20 protein-coding genes are annotated in these 19,789 nt (G+C 34.6%); 7 read left to right on the plus strand and 13 right to left on the minus strand.

Annotation, left to right across the window (positions count from 1 at the left end; genetic code table 11):
• Positions 1-2 precede the first annotated feature (2 nt).
• From JAZ75_RS14235 to JAZ75_RS14245, 3 genes are read right to left on the minus strand one after another with little or no spacing between them, the layout of a single operon-like run.
• Positions 3-410, minus strand: coding sequence for an acyl-CoA thioesterase (locus JAZ75_RS14235; protein WP_132772154.1), 408 nt, complete (start codon positions 408-410; stop codon positions 3-5).
• Between the two features lies 1 nt (position 411).
• Positions 412-1,452, minus strand: coding sequence for an endolytic transglycosylase MltG (gene mltG, locus JAZ75_RS14240; RefSeq protein ID WP_208696218.1), 1,041 nt, complete (start codon positions 1,450-1,452; stop codon positions 412-414).
• Between the two features lie 2 nt (positions 1,453-1,454).
• Positions 1,455-2,273 carry a PASTA domain-containing protein gene (locus JAZ75_RS14245; protein ID WP_132844570.1) on the minus strand — a complete coding sequence of 273 codons (819 nt, stop codon included), beginning with the start codon at positions 2,271-2,273 and terminating at the stop codon, positions 1,455-1,457.
• A 155-nt stretch (positions 2,274-2,428) separates the two neighbouring features.
• Between JAZ75_RS14245 and JAZ75_RS14250 the strand changes: the two genes are divergently transcribed.
• A complete protein-coding gene (locus JAZ75_RS14250) occupies positions 2,429-3,433 on the plus strand; it encodes a D-alanine--D-alanine ligase (RefSeq protein WP_132844568.1) in 1,005 nt (334 codons plus the stop codon).
• A 54-nt stretch (positions 3,434-3,487) separates the two neighbouring features.
• Here JAZ75_RS14250 and JAZ75_RS14255 read toward each other — a convergent pair whose 3' ends face one another.
• The 3 genes from JAZ75_RS14255 to JAZ75_RS14265 all read right to left on the minus strand — a co-directional run bounded on the left by JAZ75_RS14255 (position 3,488) and on the right by JAZ75_RS14265 (position 6,162).
• Positions 3,488-4,672, minus strand: coding sequence for a serine hydrolase (locus JAZ75_RS14255; protein WP_208696220.1), 1,185 nt, complete (start codon positions 4,670-4,672; stop codon positions 3,488-3,490).
• A 136-nt stretch (positions 4,673-4,808) separates the two neighbouring features.
• Positions 4,809-5,303, minus strand: coding sequence for a dihydrofolate reductase (locus JAZ75_RS14260; protein WP_208696222.1), 495 nt, complete (start codon positions 5,301-5,303; stop codon positions 4,809-4,811).
• Between the two features lie 37 nt (positions 5,304-5,340).
• The gene (locus JAZ75_RS14265) at positions 5,341-6,162 is read right to left on the minus strand and encodes a thymidylate synthase (RefSeq protein ID WP_021190139.1); all 822 of its coding nucleotides are present in this window, start codon (positions 6,160-6,162) and stop codon (positions 5,341-5,343) included.
• Positions 6,163-6,497: 335 nt separating this feature from the next.
• Here JAZ75_RS14265 and mtaB point away from each other — a divergent pair, with 335 nt between their 5' ends.
• Positions 6,498-7,817, plus strand: coding sequence for a tRNA (N(6)-L-threonylcarbamoyladenosine(37)-C(2))-methylthiotransferase MtaB (gene mtaB, locus JAZ75_RS14270; protein WP_208696224.1), 1,320 nt, complete (start codon positions 6,498-6,500; stop codon positions 7,815-7,817).
• Positions 7,818-7,872: 55 nt separating this feature from the next.
• On the opposite strand, the gene JAZ75_RS14275 is transcribed toward mtaB, so the two are convergent.
• Entirely contained in the window at positions 7,873-8,769 is an 897-nt protein-coding gene (locus JAZ75_RS14275; RefSeq protein ID WP_208696226.1) for an EamA family transporter, read from the minus strand.
• A 190-nt stretch (positions 8,770-8,959) separates the two neighbouring features.
• Between JAZ75_RS14275 and JAZ75_RS14280 the strand changes: the two genes are divergently transcribed.
• The 3 genes from JAZ75_RS14280 to JAZ75_RS14290 all read left to right on the plus strand — a co-directional run bounded on the left by JAZ75_RS14280 (position 8,960) and on the right by JAZ75_RS14290 (position 11,774).
• Positions 8,960-9,451, plus strand: coding sequence for a C40 family peptidase (locus tag JAZ75_RS14280; protein WP_232789199.1), 492 nt, complete (start codon positions 8,960-8,962; stop codon positions 9,449-9,451).
• Between the two features lie 93 nt (positions 9,452-9,544).
• Positions 9,545-10,057, plus strand: a complete 513-nt coding sequence (locus tag JAZ75_RS14285) for a hypothetical protein (protein WP_232789200.1) — start codon at positions 9,545-9,547, stop codon at positions 10,055-10,057.
• A gap of 130 nt (positions 10,058-10,187) precedes the next feature.
• Positions 10,188-11,774 (plus strand): calcineurin-like phosphoesterase C-terminal domain-containing protein, encoded by a 1,587-nt coding sequence (locus tag JAZ75_RS14290; RefSeq protein WP_232789201.1) that lies wholly within the window; start codon positions 10,188-10,190, stop codon positions 11,772-11,774.
• A 232-nt stretch (positions 11,775-12,006) separates the two neighbouring features.
• Here the strand turns inward: JAZ75_RS14290 and JAZ75_RS14295 are convergent, their stop codons facing one another.
• From JAZ75_RS14295 to JAZ75_RS14315, 5 genes are all read right to left on the minus strand, one after another.
• Positions 12,007-13,332, minus strand: a complete 1,326-nt coding sequence (locus tag JAZ75_RS14295) for a mechanosensitive ion channel family protein (RefSeq protein ID WP_208696230.1) — start codon at positions 13,330-13,332, stop codon at positions 12,007-12,009.
• A 43-nt stretch (positions 13,333-13,375) separates the two neighbouring features.
• Positions 13,376-14,749, minus strand: a complete 1,374-nt coding sequence (locus tag JAZ75_RS14300; protein ID WP_132844556.1) for a nucleoside permease — start codon at positions 14,747-14,749, stop codon at positions 13,376-13,378.
• A gap of 45 nt (positions 14,750-14,794) precedes the next feature.
• Positions 14,795-15,412: a bifunctional nuclease family protein gene (locus JAZ75_RS14305; protein WP_132844555.1), complete on the minus strand. Its 618-nt coding sequence runs from the start codon at positions 15,410-15,412 to the stop codon at positions 14,795-14,797.
• 240 nt (positions 15,413-15,652) lie between these two features.
• Positions 15,653-16,627 (minus strand): electron transfer flavoprotein subunit alpha/FixB family protein, encoded by a 975-nt coding sequence (locus JAZ75_RS14310; RefSeq protein WP_208696232.1) that lies wholly within the window; start codon positions 16,625-16,627, stop codon positions 15,653-15,655.
• 21 nt (positions 16,628-16,648) lie between these two features.
• Entirely contained in the window at positions 16,649-17,386 is a 738-nt protein-coding gene (locus tag JAZ75_RS14315) for an electron transfer flavoprotein subunit beta/FixA family protein (protein ID WP_208696234.1), read from the minus strand.
• A gap of 336 nt (positions 17,387-17,722) precedes the next feature.
• Here JAZ75_RS14315 and JAZ75_RS14320 point away from each other — a divergent pair, with 336 nt between their 5' ends.
• Both JAZ75_RS14320 and JAZ75_RS14325 read left to right on the plus strand, forming a co-directional pair.
• Positions 17,723-18,055 (plus strand): tetratricopeptide repeat protein, encoded by a 333-nt coding sequence (locus tag JAZ75_RS14320; RefSeq protein WP_183915772.1) that lies wholly within the window; start codon positions 17,723-17,725, stop codon positions 18,053-18,055.
• Between the two features lie 84 nt (positions 18,056-18,139).
• Positions 18,140-18,559: a copper resistance protein NlpE gene (locus JAZ75_RS14325; RefSeq protein ID WP_132844550.1), complete on the plus strand. Its 420-nt coding sequence runs from the start codon at positions 18,140-18,142 to the stop codon at positions 18,557-18,559.
• A 66-nt stretch (positions 18,560-18,625) separates the two neighbouring features.
• On the opposite strand, the gene JAZ75_RS14330 is transcribed toward JAZ75_RS14325, so the two are convergent.
• Positions 18,626-19,753, minus strand: coding sequence for a cysteine desulfurase family protein (locus JAZ75_RS14330; protein WP_132844549.1), 1,128 nt, complete (start codon positions 19,751-19,753; stop codon positions 18,626-18,628).
• Positions 19,754-19,789: the final 36 nt, after the last annotated feature.

Consider the following 19,789-nt stretch of genomic DNA (forward strand, 5'->3'; position numbering starts at 1 on the left):
GTTTATTCAAAGTATTGCGCCATTTTTTCAAGAAAAATGGCGGGTGGCATTGTGGGTTTGTTCTTACTGATATCAACAAATACAAGTGTTGTTTCACCTGTATTTAGGAGCTCTTCTTTTTCATTGAACAGTTCATATTCAAAAACTATTCTTACTGCAGGTTTTTTTCTGATTGTGGTTTTAATCGTTATTAAATCATCGTACCGTGCAGGTTTAATGTATTTACATTTCATCTCCATAACCGGTAGCATAACACCCATCTCCTCCAGTTCACGGTATGATATTCCAGTGCTTCGTAGCATTTCGGTTCGCGCTATTTCGTAGAATGCAGCATAGTTTCCATAGTACACATAACCCATTTGATCGGTTTCTGCATACCGTACACGTGTTTGATATTCGAATTGAAACATACTATTTTTTGATATTTCGTTCGTCTAATGCTTTTTGAAATTTGCGGGCGTTTATTTGATGTTCAGCGACATTAGTAGCAAAAGCATGGTATCCAGAAAAGTCTTCTTTAGCACACATATAAATATAGTCGTGATGCTTATAATTTAAGACAGCATCTATGGCAACAATACTAGGCATCATAATAGGACCAGGAGGAAGACCTTTATAGATATAGGTGTTATATGGATTATCGGTTCTTAAATGTTTATTCAATACACGTCGGATAGTAAAATCTTGAGTGGCAAAAATCACTGTCGGATCAGCCTGTAAAAGCATTCCTTTTTTTAATCTGTTGAGATATAACCCAGCGATAGCGGGCATCTCATCTTTGTGAAGTGCTTCACCTTTAACGATGGCAGCAAGGGAACTAACTTCCTGTGGTGTCAGGTTGATTGCTTTTGCTTTTGCTAAGCGATCTTTTGTCCAGAATTTTTCCCATTCATCATGAAAACGTGCAAATAATTTTTCGGGCGCAGTATTCCAATAAAGTTCATATGTATTTGGAATAAACATTGCAATGAAATTATCTTTAGTAAAACCGTATGACTTTGCTAGATTCTCATCATTTAATAGTTTTAAGAACGTGATAGAGTCAGCCTCGAAATTTTCTGCAAGTTTACCTGCAAAGTTTTCCTTTAAGCGGATATTTTCGAATCTAAATTTAACAGCATCTTGATAGCCTCCTCTCAAATTACCGATAAATCTTCTGTTGTTCATACCTGGAGTCAAAGCATAACGACCAGGCTTAACACTCTCTGTATAATTCTGATATTTGGCAGCGCGATCAAAACTATTTGGATCTTCCACTATTTTTTGATCTTTTATTTTTTGTAATACTTGTGGATAAGTATCACCGGTATTGATATACAGGTATTTTTGATTATCTGTAACATTTGATGCCAGGAAAGTGGTATAAGCTGTCCAGCCGAAATATCCTCCAATAATAAAGATTAGAAGTGCAATGATTTTTAACCAATTTGGTATTCTCTTTTTATTTTCCATATTTATGGATTTGTTTTTTGTTTTTGCGTTGAAGAAGGAGCTGTTACTGGTGGAGTAGCAGGGACAGTATTGGACAACGTAAGATCCACTTTAGATCCTATGCTAGTGATCCCGGTTTCTAAACCGGGAAATTGAGTGATGACACGAGCTGTACTGGTATCTGAAACACCAATGTCGTAAGTCACCGTACCCAGAGCTAATCCTATACCCTGTAGTGCAAATTTTGCCTCCGTAACTGTTAATCCCGATAAATCCGGTATTTGAACTTCATTTGCGCCCTGACCATTACCCAATATTAAATCAATTTTAGATCCTTTTGGAATCATTCTTCCATCACGGATAGATTGCCCTGCAAATTGGGCATCTAAAACAATATCTCTTGCGATGTCTGCAATATAAGTTGTATCACCTATACGTAAATTATGATTTTTTAGTATAGAAGATGCTTCAATTAATGTTTTATCCTTGATTTTTGGAAACGCAATTTCTGGTGCTACCTGTGTAATAATAGTTAAGTAGATGGTACGTCCGCTTTTTACATGAAATTTAGCTTCGGGATCTTGTTCAATCACTAGACCTGGTTTAGCATCCATTTGATAAACGGAATCAATTTGATATTCCAAGTTCGCATTTTCTAATGCTGAGATAGCAGCATTAATATGTAAGCCTTTTACTTGTGGAACTTCTATCGATTCATCGTGTTTGGTATATACTTTTAAACCAAGATAGATGAATAGGAAAATTGCTAAAACAAATCCAATAGCGATTAGAATGTTGTTTCTAAACGTATTCGTTTTTAAATACTGTAATATTTTTGACATTTATATTTCTTTAAAAAATCATTTTATCGTATATTTTCTAAGCAAGATTAAAGCCACTATTTTTGTTCAATATCTGCCCTTTTAAATATTGAACAAAAATATTCGTTTTTCTGTGTATAGCAAATTATATTTGTTAGAAGAATCACGATAATTTTATGAAAACAAAAATAGCATTAATAACTGGAGGTTATACAGGTGAAGCGGAAGTTTCTTTTAAAAGTTCTGCATTTGTATACTCACAGCTTGATCACAATAAGTACGATATCTATCAAATTACGATTACCAAAGATGCATGGTTTTATGTTAGTGATTCAGGAATAAAGCATGCAATCAATAAAGAAGATTTTACTTTAGTGCTTGATGATAGTATTGTTCAGTTTGAATTGGCTTTTATAATGGTTCATGGTTCACCCGGTGAAGATGGGCGATTACAGAGCTATTTTGACTTAGTTGGCATACCTTATACATCATGTGATGCTTTGACTTCGGCGCTAACAATGAATAAAGGATATACAAAAGCGATTTTGGCAGATCTTAATGATTTATTTTTAGCAAAATCTGTATTATTGTTTGAAAATCAACGCGCTCAAGCTGTTGAGCTGGTAGAAGATAAATTATCCCTGCCTTATTTTGTAAAACCCAATGCTGGAGGTAGTAGTATAGGTATGACCAAAGTAAAAGTGGCAGATGAACTAAAAGTAGCCATTGATAAAGCTTTTGATGCTGAGAACACCGGTAGCCAGGTTATTGTTGAGGAGTTTGTAAACGGCCGTGAATTTTCGGAAGGTATTTATCGTAATGTCGACGGAGAATTGGTTGTTTTGCCGGCTACTGAAGTGAAAACAACACGTGAGTTTTTTGATTTTGAGGCAAAGTATATTCCCGGGCTTACAGAAGAAATTACACCAGCGGATCTGGATGTAAATCAGCAATTGCGTATAGGAAAAATTTTAAAAGAGATTTATGTGCGATTGAATTGTAAAGGAATGGTCCGTATTGATTTCTTTTTGGAAAACGATACGGATAAGTTTTATTTTATTGAAATCAATACCATTCCAGGGCAAACTCCCCAAAGTTTTATTCCTCAACAAGTTCGCGCCGCCGGATTGACGGAGCAAGAGTTTTACGGTAATTTAATCGAAGTGGCGCTAAAAAAATAACTTCAGTATGAGATTTTAAAAGTTACATTACAACTTCATGTAATGTAACTTTTTTTATTTTCTAAAGTCAAATTTCGTTAGATCAGGACTAAATTCTTTCGTTCTTTTGAGCTCTTCCTGATAGATAATTTGGCCTATGTTTTTTAGAAATGGGTAGGTGACAGTTTCATACTCGTAGATTCCATCATTATAAATTCCATTTTCATTAGATTGGATTACTACAGCCAATAGGAACTCTATCCCTTTTTCAAAATCAACAATGTATGCGTTATCAATATTATAACCATAGGAATCTCCATATTTATTGAAAATGCGAATATTTGGATTTATTGTTGCCTTTTTATCACGGCCATAAAAAAGCAATTTACTATATGTCGGCCAGAATTCAGTTGTGTCATATTTAGGGTAATCCGACTCAAACGGATAACGTGACATGTAGTCGTACAAAAATGAATAATCATCATTTGTTAATTTGAATCTTTTACGAGCATCGAATGCTTCGGGGAAAAGTAATTTTTTCATGATCAGTTGCTGATCATCTAATGGGTAAACATTTAACCCTTCAAAACTCCATTGTTCATGAATAAGCTCGTCTTTGTCATTCATGTAACCTTTTCCTTGACGGGTATTTTCTAGCTTAATAGGGTAGTCGTTTGGATCAAATTGGGCATCCTGTTTATAGAGGGTTTTATCTTCTAAGTAGAAAGTAATGGGATTGGTGTGTTTTGCCCAGACACCTTTGTCACCTATGGCCAGTCTATTGACAATGCGTGAGTTTTGTGCGCCATGCTTTTGTAATTTGCTATTCAATTCAGCGCGTCCGATAAATTCAAAAAGTCTGTTCTGTGCGTCATTGTCACTGGTCAAAAGGATTTTTTTAATATATTGAACAACTGACGGGAGACCATTTTTAGCAGACTCGTCTTGTACAACAGCTGTTTGTTTCTCATAAGAAGAGTCGATTCTTAACGGTGTATCTTTTGATAATCCAGCAATCTTCAGCTCATTTATTTTTTCTAATGCTAGGATTGCCGTTGGGAGCTTTACCGTGCTGGCAGGATAGAAATACCAGTTTTGATTTAATCTATAACTGAATGATTTAAAATGTGGCACATTATTTTTATCCCGATCAATTTGCGTGTAGAGAATTTGAACTTCATTTTTACTCGGATGATCTAAGATCTTTTGAAACAATTCGGGATGGCCTTGTAATAATTTTTCGAGGTAAATTGTATCCATTTTTTGAGCAAAGGAGCAAGGAATGATACTGATGAAAAAAAATGTTAGAAATTTATGCATAATTGGATTTAGTATACTGATTTTCGAAAGGATGGTTTACAATAAAGGCTTCTTAAAATTAGAGAAGCCTTTATCTTTATTTTCTGACGTACACCTGAAAGCTATAGTCAAAAGCATGTTTTTCATCTTTTTCATACTTGTCTTCGCTTTCTAATATCCATTCATGTGCTGGTAATTCTGGGAAGTAAGCATCTCCATCAATAGTTGTATGCAACCTGGTCAATAATATTTTATCTGCGAATGGTAATGTTTGTTTAAATATTTCACCACCACCAATAACAAAGATCTCTCTTTCATCCCTGCAATAATTTAATACTTCTTGAAAGCTATTGGCGATGTCCACATCATCAGATTTTGCGGTCATGTCTCTTGTCAAGATAATATTTCTGCGATCTGGTAATGGTTTACCAAGAGACTCAAAAGTTTTTCTCCCCATAACCACACTATGTTCAAGTGTATTTTTTTTGAAATATTTAAGATCATTTGGTAAATGCCAAGGCATTTTATTTCCTTTACCGATTACATTATTTTCAGTAGCGGCTACAATTAATGTTATTTTAAGTTTACTCATTTCTATATGTTACACATGTATATAAGGAAGATTCTTTTTAAACTGCTACAGGAGCTTTAATATGCGAATGGGATTCATAATTTAACAACTCGAAGTCCTCAAACTTAAAATCAAAGATATCTTTTACTTCTGGATTGATTTTTAATTGAGGTAAAGCCTTTGGTTCACGGCTCAATTGTAATTCTGTTTGTTCGAAGTGATTACTGTATATATGGGCATCTCCTAAGGTGTGAATAAATTCAGCGGCTTCCATATCACAAACCTGTGCCACCATCATGGTTAATAAAGCATAAGAGGCAATATTAAATGGTACACCTAGAAAGATATCTGCACTTCTTTGATATAGCTGACAAGACAACTGTGGTTTTAAGATTCCATTTTCAGGATCAGCAGGAGCAACATAGAATTGAAAAAATGCATGGCAAGGAGGTAAGGCCATATTTTCAATTTCTGCAACATTCCAGGCAGACACAATGATTCTTCTTGAATCTGGTGAAGTCTTCAATTGCTTGATTATTTTTTCAATCTGATCGATATGGCCTCCATCAGGAGTTGGCCATGAACGCCATTGTGATCCATAAACAGGACCTAAATTACCATTTTCATCTGCCCACTCATCCCAGATACTGACACCATTATCTTTTAAATATTTGATGTTTGTTTCACCTTTCAAAAACCAGATCAATTCATGGATAATTGATCTTAAATGTAATTTTTTTGTCGTAACAAGTGGAAAGCCTTCCTTTAAATTGAAACGCATCTGATATCCAAATACACTTTTAGTTCCAGTTCCAGTACGGTCAGTTTTAATAACCCCGTTTGTATATACGTGCTTTAGTAAGTCAAGATATTGTTTCATTGTAAATAGTTGCTTTTATTTATTTTTTGATTAACAAATAGCGTCTTTTTGGCTGTAATATACCAACAAAGATGCTCGCTGTATAACCATGTAATATTCTATACGAAGGTAAGATTTTTTGAAGTATTCTCACGAAAATTTATAAAAGTGTGCACACGATTTTCATATGTGGTACACTATACATAGCAATGTAAAGAAAGACGGTAAAATAAAGAAATTAAAACTGATATTGTTAAATTTTGGATCATTAAAATCTCATAATTAATTGAAAAGCGGTTAAATCAGAATTAAGAATTTTCATTTGGAGCTTTTTGTTGTATTTTTGCAAAATCATTATGAGTAAAAAAGTAGCTTTCTATACCTTAGGATGTAAATTGAATTTTTCAGAAACATCCTCCATAGGTCGTGTCTTTCAAGATGCGGGTTATGAAACCACGCCATTCAATAGTGCGGCAGATGTTTATGTTATTAATACATGTTCAGTCACTGATCATGCAGATAAGAAATGTCGCAAGGTAGTAAAGGAAGCACTTAAATATTCACCTAATGCTTATATCACCATTGTCGGTTGTTATGCGCAGTTGAAACCAGCTGAGATTGCTGAAATTCCGGGAGTGGATATGGTTTTAGGTGCCGCAGAAAAGTTCAATATTATCGAACATATCAATGATCTGACAAAAAACGAGAAGGCTGTTGTCCATAATGCACCAATTGATGAAACCAATCAATTTGTATCTGCATATTCAATCGGTGACCGTACGCGTACATTCCTAAAAGTACAAGATGGATGTGATTATTCTTGTACTTTTTGTACAATTCCTCTTGCTCGTGGAGCAAGCCGTTCAGGGAAAATTGAGGATATCGTACGTCAAGCCGAGGAAATTGCCGCATCTGGCGTAAAAGAAATTGTGTTAACGGGTGTAAATATTGGTGATTTTGGTATTCGAGACGGTAAACGACAAGATAAATTCTTAGATCTTGTAAAGGCTTTGGATGAAGTGTCAGGAATAGACCGTATCCGTATTTCTTCTATAGAGCCAAATCTTTTGGCCAATGAGATTATTGAATTTGTAGCACAATCAAAACGTTTTGTTCCACATTTTCATATGCCTTTACAGTCTGGAAATAATAAAGTATTAAGTATGATGCGTCGGCGTTACAAGCGAGAGCTGTATGCACAGCGTGTGGAGAAGATTAAGGAATTAATGCCGGATTGCTGTATTGGCGTTGATGTCATTGTAGGATTTCCTGGAGAGACTCGTGAAGACTTTATCGACACTTACAATTTTTTAAATGAGATGGACATTTCGTATTTGCATGTCTTTACTTATTCTGAACGTGAAAATACAATAGCTGCACAGATGGAAGGGGCTGTCCCTGGATCTCAGCGCAGTGACCGTAGTAAAATGCTGCACATTTTATCAGAGAAAAAACGTCGTGCTTTCTATGAGAAACAATTGGATAAAGTAGGCGAAGTACTTTTTGAGAGTGATGAGAAGGACGGATATATGCATGGTTTCTCCAAAAATTATGTGAAAGTTCGTACAGCCTACGATCCTTTGCTGGTCAACGAAGTTGCACATGTGAAATTCTTATCCATCACAGATGGTTGTGAAGTTGAAATAGAAGAGTTAAAAGAAATATTAGCACACTAGTGCTAGATGATATAAAAGATAAGGGCTCAATTCGATTAGAATTGAGCCCTTGTCGTTATGACACTTTTTCCTTTTTAGCATTTAACCAAATGACAGTTGCTAATATCATGAATACACCTATCCATTGAATAGGACTTACAGCTTCTTTAAGTATGAAGTATGACATAGCAGTTGCTACTGGTAGTTCTGCAGAACTTAAAATACCACTTAGAGAATAACCGATTTTAGGAATTCCATAAGCAAATAATAATGGTGGAATAACAGTTCCGAAGAAAGAAAGAATAAGTCCGAAATGCCATATGCTGTCACCTAAAGCTCCCGATATTAAAAATGTTGGCGGAAAGATAGAACAGATCATGATGCAGGATCCAGTGACCATTAATGCACTTTTTTGAACTGGCGGATAGTCATTTCCAACTCGTCCGTTAACAATTAGAAATACTGCATAAGCCGTTGCCGCTAATATTCCGTAGGTAATGCCGGTCCAATTGAGTTTATCGATCCCTTGTTCAATAAGACCTGTTGCAAATACAGTTCCTATAAGTACAATTGCAATACCAATCAATTGACGATTAGTAGGTCTATTTTTGAATATAATATATTCAATTAACGTTCCTATCCAGATGTATTGCATTAATAGAACAATCGCCAATGAAGCAGGCACTAATTGAACGCATTTGTAATAAACTAAACTTACTAGACCTGTAGAAATACCACTGATAACAATTTTCCATTTATTAGATTTTTTAGAGAAACCATGATTTGCTTTTGGGTTTAGCAACTGAATCAGTAGATAAACTGCCCATAAGATAATCATTCCAAAAATAGCTTGTACTCCTGTTACTTGCCCTAAAGTGTAATCTTGCGCATATGCTTTTTTGACAAATGTTGACAACAGTCCAAAACTACTTGCACCGACAAATACAGCAATAGCACCTTTTAATTTTTCCATATTATATTTTACAAATTCCGACAAAATTACAATTTGAAAAGAGATATGAAGAAAGAAGGGCTTGTTTGCCAGTTAAATTTGGTTTTATTACATTTACCTAACATTTGATATTGATATGTCCATAAAACGTAATACATTATTTTTTTTCAGCCTGATACTTTTACTCAGTAGTTGTTCTGTTAAGAAAAAGGTGAACAGTAACAGTGGCCACAGCAGTGCAGTTTTGACAGATGCCAGTGAAGCTAGAAGTAAGAATTATAGTACAAGCTCATTAGATAATTACGCAGATCTTTTACAAGTAAAGAAAAAGGAACTCAATCCTACGCTTTATTCTTTTATTGACGAATGGATGGGTATACCACATCGTATGGGAGGTGCAACAAAAAGAGGGGTGGATTGTTCAGGTTTTGTTAATATATTATATCTTAAAGTATATAAAGAGAATTTACCTCGTTCATCTAGAGATATGGATGGTGCAATTAAGAGCAAGCGAAATTCCCAACTTAAAGAAGGTGATTTGGTATTTTTTTCGTTCGGGGGACGTAATGTGGATCATGTTGGCGTATATCTGCATAATAATAAATTTGTACATGTATCGACAAAAAAAGGTGTTATTATTTCTGACTTAAAAGATTCGTGGTACGCCAAATATTTTACGAATGCTGGAACACCAAAATCCTGATAGGTAATACGAATTCCCTTTTTTATGTCAAATAATAGATAAAACTTTATAAAGCTATTTTAATCCTTATTTTTGTCAAAAACTAAAATAAAGATGAGTATCAAGGGTAAAAAGATTTTTTTGGGTTTATGTATTGTTGTACCATTTCTAATTTACTGTGTTTACTACTACAGTAATATGATTAGCAATGCGCCTTTCCGTTTCACAGATTTTCAGTCTGTGGTCTTTCGATACGGTGAGCCGAATCATATGGATAATCAGTATGATTCAAAAACTGGAATTTTTCAGTATGTGACCAAAACAAACGAGATAGAGCGTGATACGGTTCGCATGACTAAAGATGATTTGCTTTACTTACATCGAAAAGCTCAAGAATTAGGTTTTTGGAATTTGGATGATGACATGACGGGACCTGAAGCAAAAGTAAATCCTGAAACAGAAACGCCTCGTTTTTATTTAGAGATGAATTATAAAGACAAATCAAAAAAAGTCACGATGGACGCTGATTTTGCTGGTAATGAAAAAATGCGAAATGCAGGAAAGTCTATGATCGATGAAGTCAACCGAATATTAGCCGCGGCTCAATCTAGATCGAACGTTAAGTAGATAAAATAAAATATTATATACAGAAAAGGGATAATCATATGATTATCCCTTTTTTTGTATATAAATTAACAGTTTGTTAAACATCAGGTGACTATTGATTCATATTAGAGTATTAGCTTCGGCTTTAATTATGTTATATATTCAAATGAAAAATATTTTTGCTGTTGCAACAGCTTTATCTTTAAGTTACACGGTTAGCGCTCAGGAAATTGCAAAAGGTGTTGTTTTTGATGATATCAATAAAAATGGAATTCTTGATAAAAAAGAACGGGGTATACCAAATGTCTCTGTGAGTAATGGGGTAGAGGTTGTTCAAACTGATGCTCAGGGTCAATATAAATTGCCTGTTGATGAAGACAATATTATTTTTGTTATTAAACCTGCTGATTATGCACTACCGCTTAGTGCAGTAAATCAACCACAATTTTATTATATACATAAACCTCAGGGAAGTCCGGAATTGACCTATAAGGGAGTTTCACCTACTGGAAAATTACCTAAGGATATCAATTTTGGTTTGACAGCTCAATCTGAATCAAGAGATTTTTCTGCGTTTGTATTTGGAGATCCACAAGCTTACGATATGACCGAAATGGATTATTTTAAAAGAGGAATTATTGATCGTATATCCAATAAAAATGCTGCTGTGTTTGGGATCAGCTTAGGAGATCTAGTTGGTAATGATTTGTCATTGCATCCGGCATATAAAAGTACAATTTCATTAATGGGTTTACCCTGGTATAATGTAATTGGTAATCATGATTTAAATTTTGATACAAAAGATGATAGCTATTCGGATGAAGCTTTTGAAGCTTCTTTTGGTCCCGCAACTTATTCTTTTAATTATGGAAATGCTCACTTTTTAGTTCTTGATGATATTATTTATCCTAATCCTGATACAGGAAAAGGATATAAAGGAGGTTTGCGTAAAGATCAATTGGAGTTTATTGCCAATGATCTGAAGTTTGTACCAAAAGATAAGTTAATTGTATTGGCTTTTCACATCCCGCTTGAACATGAAAATTCTGAAGTTTTCCGTACTGAAGATCGTGATCGATTATTTGATATTTTGAGTGAATTTCCCCACACACTTTCTTTATCGGCTCATACACATTTCCAGCAACAAAATTTCTTTGGCGCTAAGGATGGCTGGAAGCAATCAAAACCGCACCATGAATATAATGTAGGAACAACTTCTGGCGATTGGTACTCTGGAGAACTGGATGAAAATGGAATACCTGTATCGACCATGCGAGATGGTACCCCAAAAGGTTACGCTATTTTAAATATTAAAAATAATCAATATACATTTGATTATAAGGTGGTAGGGAAAGATGAGGCTTATCAAATTGCACTATCTGGACCATCAATTGTAGATCAAAAATATGTACAACGATACCCAGTTTATGCAAATTTTTTTATTGGAAAAGAAGGTGATCAAGTATTATATCGTATAAATGATAGTCAATGGAAAGAAATGGATCAGGTCAAAGAAGTTGATCCATCCTTTGATGATGCGGTTAAGCAGTATGACCTAGCAACCGATTTTAAAGAGGGAAGAAGGCCTTCTGATGGTACTAATAGTTCTCACTTATGGAGATTGAAATTGCCAAAGTTAAAGGCAGGAAAATATAAAATTGAAGTGAAAGCCACTGATTTATTTAACCGGATACATACAGCTGTAAAGGAAATTGAGGTTGTAAATAAAACAAAATAGTAAATAACCATATAAAACCGTGAAGCAACCTTTTTAAGGTTGCTTTTTTTATAAATAATGATGAAAGATTAAACTTTAGTTAAGGATTGCTTAATATGACAACTTTATATTTGTATCAGAGTAATTTTTGATTCATATAGTAAAGGGTTAATGTGGGGTCTGTTGGGAAACACACCCAGAAATTTAGTTTGTTTTTAAAAAGAAAGGTAATCTTGGAGAAGATTACCTTTTCTTATTGTAAATGTGTATGATCAATTTTTATACTTAAGTTACGCAGATCATCAGATGCAGGACTTTCAAAAACTTCTAGTTTGAAGTATGTAATGACAGCAAATAAATGGTCAAATAAATCAGATCGGATACCTTCATAGATCTCAAAGCGGGTGTCATTTGAAAATACGTATATTTCTAATGGTACTCCATGTTCTGTCGGATCCATTTGACGTACCATACTGATCATATCCTTGTTTATGTTTGGATTCTGTCTAATATATGCTGTCGCATAAGCTCTAAACAGACCGATATTTGTCATTTTGCGTCCATTTACAGGCATGGATTGATCGGCTTGACTTCTATTGTTGTATTCGCTAATTTCTAACCTGCGTTGTTCAATAAAAGGTTTAAGAATTTGAATTCTCTCTAAATCTTTGATTTCTTCCTCAGTCATAAACCGAATAGTGGAAATTTTAATATTTATTGCTCTTTTTATTCTTCGTCCCCCAGAGGTCTGCATACCTCTATAATTTTTAAAAGAATCAATCAGTAAAGTATGCGTGGGTATTGTGGTGATGGTTTTGTCAAAATTTTGCACTTTCACATTATTTAGGTTGATTTCGATAACTGTCCCATCGGCATTATGTTTTGGCATTTCAATCCAGTCACCCACCCGTATGGAGTCATTGGCAGAGACAGATATACTTGCGACAAAGCCAAGGATGGTGTCTTTGAATACCAGCATTAAAATGGCAGAGGCAGCTCCTAGCGAGACTAGAAATGATAACGGAGAAATACCTGTTAAGATAGAGAAAGTAATGGTTCCTCCAATGCAGATTAAGACAATCTGAGAAACCTGCAAATAACTTTCCAATGGTTTGTCAGCAAAGCTTTTTCTAGTTTTAAGGATATCACGTAGTGTTTTTAATGCAGAATGCACAATGAGCATAATGTTTAAAACTAGCAAGATCTCTATTCCTTTATTGATTGCTTCTAACCAATTTGGAAATCCTAGAAATATGATTGGACTGATCTGCTGGGCAATGAAAAGCGGAATGAAGTGACTGATGTATTTCAGCGTTTTATTTTTTATCAAATAATCATCTATTGAGTTTTTCGATTTTATTATAAAACGGGTTACAACAGAAAGGATTACCTTTCTGGCTAGAAAGTCTATAATTAATAAAATTAGAATAACTAAAAATAATAGAACGATGGAATTGATTGTATGTGCCCATTCACTATTGAAACCTGCCTGTAAAAGTTTGTGATAGGACCAATCGTAAAATTTTGATTGAGATTGTTTATTTATTTCTTCTAAATAGTCTGTAGTAGATAGCTGCATCTACAAATATAAAAAAAAGCCATTCGACAGAATGGCTTTTTTATTATTTAGCGCCTAAAGGCATATTTTTATCGTGTTTATGTTTGAAAAGAATAGCAAAAAGAACTGCTAATACCAAAGTATAAAGCGAAAATGTTAACCAGATATGATGCCAGTCTTTAAGAATCAAATTTGTATTGAATAAACCATTTTCACTAATGGAGAGTCCTCGTTCTTTAACTAAATTGATTAACTTATTATTATTTACATCTGTATCTAAAAATGAAGCGAGCTGTTTCACATTAGTAAATGAAATGGAGAAATATTTGTCGATGATCCATCCTGAAACTAAACTGCCAAATACTGCACCAAAACCATTGGTCATCATCATAAATAGGCCCTGCGCAGAACTTCTTATTTGCGAACTAGTGGATGTTTCTACAAATAAGGAACCTGAAATATTAAAGAAATCAAAAGCCATACCATATACAATACATGATAATATGATCATCCATAAACCAGAAGATGGATCGCCATAAGCAAATAGACCAAAACGCAATACCCAAGCAAACATGGATATCAGCATAACCTTTTTAATTCCGAATCGTTTTAAGAAAAATGGTATGGCAAGAATAAATAGCGTCTCAGATATCTGTGAAATTGACATGATGATCGTTGAGTATTTGATTACAAACGAATTTGTATATTTAGGAAAGAATTTAAACTCATCTAAAAATACATCTCCATATGCATTTGTCAGCTGAAGAGCAGCACCTAAAAACATGGAAAAGATAAAAAACAATGCCATCTTATAATTTCCAAATAATTTGAAAGCTTCCAGACCTAGTGTACGTACCAGAGATGATTGCTCGCTTTTGATATTTCTAGGTGGACATTTGGGAATAGAAAAAGAAAACAATCCTAAACCTACTGCGGAGGCTCCGGCAATATAAAATTGCATACCTGTTGCTTTACTGCCTGTCAAGTTAACAATCCACATGGCTGCAATAAAACCAATAGTTCCCCAAACACGGATTGGGGGGAATGCCTTTACCAAGTCATATTTCCCTTGAGTGAGCACAGTATATGCGATGGAATTTGATAGGGCAAGGGTTGGCATGTAGAAACACATGGCAAGGAGCATCGCATAGAAAAAAGTAACAGGATCATTTATTTGTGGTAGATAAAAGAGTACCGCCGCATATAAAAGATGTAGTACCAAATACAGTTTTTCAGCGTTAACCCATCTGTCTGCGATAATTCCCATTAAAGTAGGCATAAACAAAGAGGCAAAACCCATTGTTGCAAATATAGCTCCAAACTGGGTACCGTCCCATTGCTTAGTACCAAACCAGTAATTTGCTATTGTAATTAACCAAGCTCCCCACACAAAAAATTGGAGGAAGTTCATAATGGTCAACCTTAATTTAATAGACATAAGTAATATAGAGTTGAGTTTGTTTTTTTGTCGATGATTGTGACCTTATTTTCTACGTGATATCTCATCACGGATTAATGCAGCCTGCTCATAGTTTTCATCATGAAGGGATTGTTCGAGAACCGTTTTTAATTGTTCATCTGTAAGGCTTGAGAAAGGATTTTGAATTTTTGATTTTTCTTCTTTGACATCATCTTCAACGATTTCAGCATTTACTGCATTTTCTAGATTTTCAAGAAAGGCAAACTCATTGCCTTCGATAACGATGCCGGCAGAAGATAAGATGAAGTCGTAAGCATAGATGGGTGTTCCAAAACGAACAGCTAGTGCAACAGCATCTGAAGTTCGGGCATCGATTTCTACAGTTTTTTCTCCATCTGAACAGATGATTTTGGAATAAAAAATGCCTTCAATTAAATTATATATAAGAACTTCCTGTATATTAATTTGAAAAGCTTTTGCAAAATTTTGAAATAAATCATGTGTTAGAGGACGACTGGGAACCATCTTTTCTATTCTAATCGCAATAGCTTGTGCTTCGTGACTTCCTATTATGATAGGAAGACGGCGATTACCTCCAGACTCGCCAAGCACTAATGCATATGCACCTGATTGCGTCTGACTGTAGGATAGTCCAATGATGTCTAACTTGATTTTCTTCATTATGATACCTTTACGGTTTACAAATTTAGATAAATTTGCTTAGATAAGCAATATAATCAAGGAGATATAAAGGTAATTTTATTCATTTATACCTATTTTAAGTGACTTACATAATTATACTCGGGTAATCATTATATGCTCTGTGATAGGGTGTTTAATAGTAGAAAATGAAAAAATAATTTGAAATAAAAAAACTCCATTAACAAATAAATTGCTAATGGAGTTTTTTATTCAGGAACTTTATATTCCTTTGTAAGCTTTTAAAGCTGTGATTAATTTAGGAATAACCTCAAATGCATCTCCAACAATTCCATAATCTGCTACTTTGAAAAAAGGAGCTTCAGGATCTTTGTTGATCACAACAATTGTTTTTGAAGCACTGACCCCTGCTAAATGTTGTATTGCTCCTGAGATACCAATTGCAATATATAAATTGGGAGTTACCGCTATTCCCGTTTGTCCAACGTGCTCAGAATGTGGTCTCCATGCCGCGTCAGAGACCGGTTTTGAACATGCTGTAGCCGCACCAAGTACATTAGCAAGTTCTTCGATCATACCCCAGTTTTCTGGACCTTTCAATCCTCTACCTGCGGAAACAACAATTTCTGCCTCAGGTAATGAAATTTTATCTGTTGCTCTAATGATATCCTTAACAATCGTACTAAAATCTGACGCATCCAAACTCGGAGAATAGGTTTCAATAGTTGCTGTTCCTTCGGAATCTTTTGCTTCAAATGAATTGGGATTAACAGCAATTACTTTGACAGCCGAAGTTAATGCGACATAAGCAAAGGCCTTGCCTGAAAAAGCTCCAGTTTTGACTTGTAACGTTTCTCCATTTATACTAGGTAATTCAATAGCTCCGTCGGCTAAACCAGCTTCTAATTTGGCAGCAACCCGCGGGGCTAACCCCTTTCCAGAAAAAGAATTTGACAATACAACTATTGATGCGCTTGATGATTTTGCTACATCAACGATGATAGCGGCGTAAGCCTGGTTTACAAATGACTTTAATTGTTCTGTATTGACATTTAATACCTTACTTGCTCCATATTTACCCAAAATACTTAATTGCGATTCTTCAACATTACCGATTGATAATGCAATAACTTGAGTTTCCGATTGTTCTGCAATAGCTTTAGCATAAGAAACAACCTCAAATGCTGATTTCTTGAACTTACCGTCTGTATTTTCTACATATACTAATATTGACATATTCTTTACGATTAGAGTTGATTAAATAACTTTTGCTTTTTCATGCAAAAGAGAAACTAATTTTTCGACATCTCCAGCATCAACCAAAGTGACAGCACCGCGTGGAGCCGGAGTTTCAAATTTGACAATATGCGACAGTTGAGCTACCTCAATAGGTTCAATCACATCTAATGGCTTCGTTCTAGCGGTCATAATACCTCTCATATTCGGTATTTTTGTTTCTGCGACCCCTTCAGCTGTACCAATGACAGCTGGTAGATTTAAAGTTAGAACTTCTTTTCCACCTTCGATTTCTCGTTCTACAGTTGCACTATTGCCGTCAATATCTAGTTTTTTACTGATAGAAACGGAAGGAATATTTAGGATCGTAGCTACGAGAGCTCCTACTTGAGTTCCATTATAATCAATCGATTCTCTACCGGTTAATATAAGATCAAAGCTGTTGTCTTTTGCATAATGAGCAATCTGATTGGCAACAAACCAAGCATCTCTTGGTAAGGCATTTATTCGTATTGCATTATCTGCACCAGTCGCTAGAGCTTTTCGGATAGTAGCCTCAGTACTTGCGTCCCCAACTGTTATAACAGTTACGGTGCCTTTACCGCCTTCAGCCAAATCTATTGCTTTTGATAAAGCAATTTCATCGTAAGGATTCACTATGTATTGCACACCAGCATTATTAAAAGCGGTGTTGTCATTGGTGAATGTAATCTTGGAAGTAGTGTCAGGGACATTACTTATACACACTAATATTTTCATAATTTATTACCGTTTTATACAAACCTAATATAATTTACTTTAAATGTAAAGATAATTTGGGAGAGTACCATACTGCCTGCAATGGAATGTTGAGTTGTGTTTTTGTTAAAATAAAGGCTTGTAAATTATTTTATCGATAATTTAAGGTCTTTAAATATGGTTTTATTTATTAAATGTGTATTTTTTATTGTGGGTTGACTAAATTTTATTCTGCTTATGATTCGTCAATGGTTTGTCATTTTTGTATGCTAGCATAGTAATTAGGTGTTGAATTGAACTTTTAAGCTTCTTTGATTATTTGTAGCTTTACCGGTGTAAAATTAAAAGCTATACATCATGTCAGACCGTTTAGAACAATTGAAGGAGTTTTTGAAAGATTCTCCACAAGATCCTTTTTTGAAATATGCTTTGGCTACCGAATATTTAAAATTGGGAAATCAAGATGAGGCGCTTAAGGGGTATACTGATCTGATAAGTAATCATGCCGATTATGTTGGAACTTATTACCACTTAGGGAAACTTTATGAGAAAATGAATCGTGTAGAAGATGCACGCGATATTTATAAGAAAGGTATGGTCATAACACAACAAAAACGCAATATGCATGCGTTAAGTGAATTGCGCGGAGCATTAAGTTTATTGGAAGGAGATGATGAAGATGAATATTAACATTTTTTTAACATTTTAGTCTTGCTTTTTGGTACTTAATTTGTCTATATCTATGTGGAGATTTGAGAAAGAGTTTTAAAGAAGATGAAAAGGCTATTTATTATATTATGCTGTATCTTATTTGTTTTTATTGCATGCGATAACCAACGTAAAGGTGCTGAGGCAGTTAAAGACAAACAAGATCACCAAAGCGCCACTCTACATGAATTGAGCGGAGCATACAGCGGAGTAATGCCTTGTGCAGATTGTGACGGGATCGAAACTGTTTTAAAGTTAAATCAAAATTTCTCCTATAGTTATACCTCAAAATATCTTAATAAAAGTGATGAAGTATTTGTCAAAGATGGAAAGTGGAAGTTTGAAAATAATGTGATCACGCTTGAAGGAGTGGATTATAAATTCAAATTGGGTGAAAAGGCAAAGCTTTGGCAATTGGATTTATCAGGTAATGAAATCGTCGGAGAATTGGCAGAGAATTATAAGTTAGAAAAACTAACACAATAATCATTTTAATAAAATCACATTAACAAAAAAAGACCTTCAAATTTTGAAGGTCTTTTTAGTTTCGTTCTATTTGCAGATCTCTTTGAGGTGATTAACAACAAAGTCTACTTCTTCTTTTGTATTGTTTCTACAGAAAGAAAAACGTACTGAAGGTCTTGTGCCGTCCGCCCTTATTGCTCCTAGTACATGCGATCCGATATCGGTTCCAGAACTACAGGCACTTCCACCCGAACAGGAAATACCAGCAATATCTAGATTGAATAATAACATATCTGCCATATCCGTACATGGAAATGATACATTTAAAACAGTGTATAGCGCTTTATTTGGCTCAGTGACACCATTAAATTTAATATCTGGAATTGCTGTCTGCAATTGTTCAATCATATAAGATTTTAACCCCTGTATGTAAGCACTATGTTCTTCCATATGTTCGTAGCTCAGTTCTAAGGCTTTTGCTAGTCCTGCGATACCATATACATTTTCAGTTCCACCACGCATATTACGTTCTTGTGCACCGCCATAAATCATGGGTTTGATTTTCGTATTGGCATTAATGTATAGAAAACCAACTCCTTTCGGTCCATGGAATTTATGTCCAGCTCCCGTTATAAAATCAATTTTTAGCTTGCTTAGATCATGTGGATAGTGACCCATAGTTTGGACAGTATCAGAATGAAAGATTGCTTTATACTTTTGACATATTTCTGATATTTTTTCAATATCATTTAAATTTCCAAGTTCATTGTTACCATGCATAATGGAAACGAAAGTTCTAGGATTTTTTGAGAGTAAGTCTTCTAATTGATTTAAATCAATATTACCATGAGAATCTACATGCAGTAAGTCGAGATGAACTTTTCCTGATTTTTCCAATTCTTCTAATGTATGAAGCACAGCATGGTGTTCTATTGGTGTAGTGATCGCATGTGTAATTCCAAAATCTACAATAGAACGTACAATTGCCATGTTATCAGCTTCTGTACCACCAGAGGTAAAGAAAATTTCAGATGGAGAAGTATGTAAGATTTGCGCAATGGATTTACGCGCCTTTTCAACAATTGTTTTTACTTGTCGTCCATGTGAATGAATAGAAGAAGGGTTTCCAAAATTATTTTCCATGGTGTCTATCATGACACGAATGACTTCTGGATCTAGCGCTGTAGTTGCAGCATTATCAAAATATACTTGCATAATGGACAAAATTAAGTAAAAGTAAGTTTACTTATT

Source organism: Sphingobacterium sp. UDSM-2020, assembly GCF_016132525.1.
Classification (GTDB): domain Bacteria; phylum Bacteroidota; class Bacteroidia; order Sphingobacteriales; family Sphingobacteriaceae; genus Sphingobacterium; species Sphingobacterium anhuiense.

Coding starts and splice junctions, on each gene's coding strand:
- JAZ75_RS14235 (WP_132772154.1), bottom strand. CDS start 410: ATGTTTCAATTCGAATATCAAACACGTGTACGGTATGCAGAAACCGAT.
- mltG (WP_208696218.1), bottom strand. CDS start 1,452: ATGGAAAATAAAAAGAGAATACCAAATTGGTTAAAAATCATTGCACTT.
- JAZ75_RS14245 (WP_132844570.1), bottom strand. CDS start 2,273: ATGTCAAAAATATTACAGTATTTAAAAACGAATACGTTTAGAAACAAC.
- JAZ75_RS14250 (WP_132844568.1), top strand. CDS start 2,429: ATGAAAACAAAAATAGCATTAATAACTGGAGGTTATACAGGTGAAGCG.
- JAZ75_RS14255 (WP_208696220.1), bottom strand. CDS start 4,672: ATGGATACAATTTACCTCGAAAAATTATTACAAGGCCATCCCGAATTG.
- JAZ75_RS14260 (WP_208696222.1), bottom strand. CDS start 5,303: ATGAGTAAACTTAAAATAACATTAATTGTAGCCGCTACTGAAAATAAT.
- JAZ75_RS14265 (WP_021190139.1), bottom strand. CDS start 6,162: ATGAAACAATATCTTGACTTACTAAAGCACGTATATACAAACGGGGTT.
- mtaB (WP_208696224.1), top strand. CDS start 6,498: ATGAGTAAAAAAGTAGCTTTCTATACCTTAGGATGTAAATTGAATTTT.
- JAZ75_RS14275 (WP_208696226.1), bottom strand. CDS start 8,769: ATGGAAAAATTAAAAGGTGCTATTGCTGTATTTGTCGGTGCAAGTAGT.
- JAZ75_RS14285 (WP_232789200.1), top strand. CDS start 9,545: ATGAGTATCAAGGGTAAAAAGATTTTTTTGGGTTTATGTATTGTTGTA.
- JAZ75_RS14290 (WP_232789201.1), top strand. CDS start 10,188: ATGTTATATATTCAAATGAAAAATATTTTTGCTGTTGCAACAGCTTTA.
- JAZ75_RS14295 (WP_208696230.1), bottom strand. CDS start 13,332: ATGCAGCTATCTACTACAGACTATTTAGAAGAAATAAATAAACAATCT.
- JAZ75_RS14300 (WP_132844556.1), bottom strand. CDS start 14,749: ATGTCTATTAAATTAAGGTTGACCATTATGAACTTCCTCCAATTTTTT.
- JAZ75_RS14305 (WP_132844555.1), bottom strand. CDS start 15,412: ATGAAGAAAATCAAGTTAGACATCATTGGACTATCCTACAGTCAGACG.
- JAZ75_RS14310 (WP_208696232.1), bottom strand. CDS start 16,627: ATGTCAATATTAGTATATGTAGAAAATACAGACGGTAAGTTCAAGAAA.
- JAZ75_RS14315 (WP_208696234.1), bottom strand. CDS start 17,386: ATGAAAATATTAGTGTGTATAAGTAATGTCCCTGACACTACTTCCAAG.
- JAZ75_RS14320 (WP_183915772.1), top strand. CDS start 17,723: ATGTCAGACCGTTTAGAACAATTGAAGGAGTTTTTGAAAGATTCTCCA.
- JAZ75_RS14325 (WP_132844550.1), top strand. CDS start 18,140: ATGAAAAGGCTATTTATTATATTATGCTGTATCTTATTTGTTTTTATT.
- JAZ75_RS14330 (WP_132844549.1), bottom strand. CDS start 19,753: ATGCAAGTATATTTTGATAATGCTGCAACTACAGCGCTAGATCCAGAA.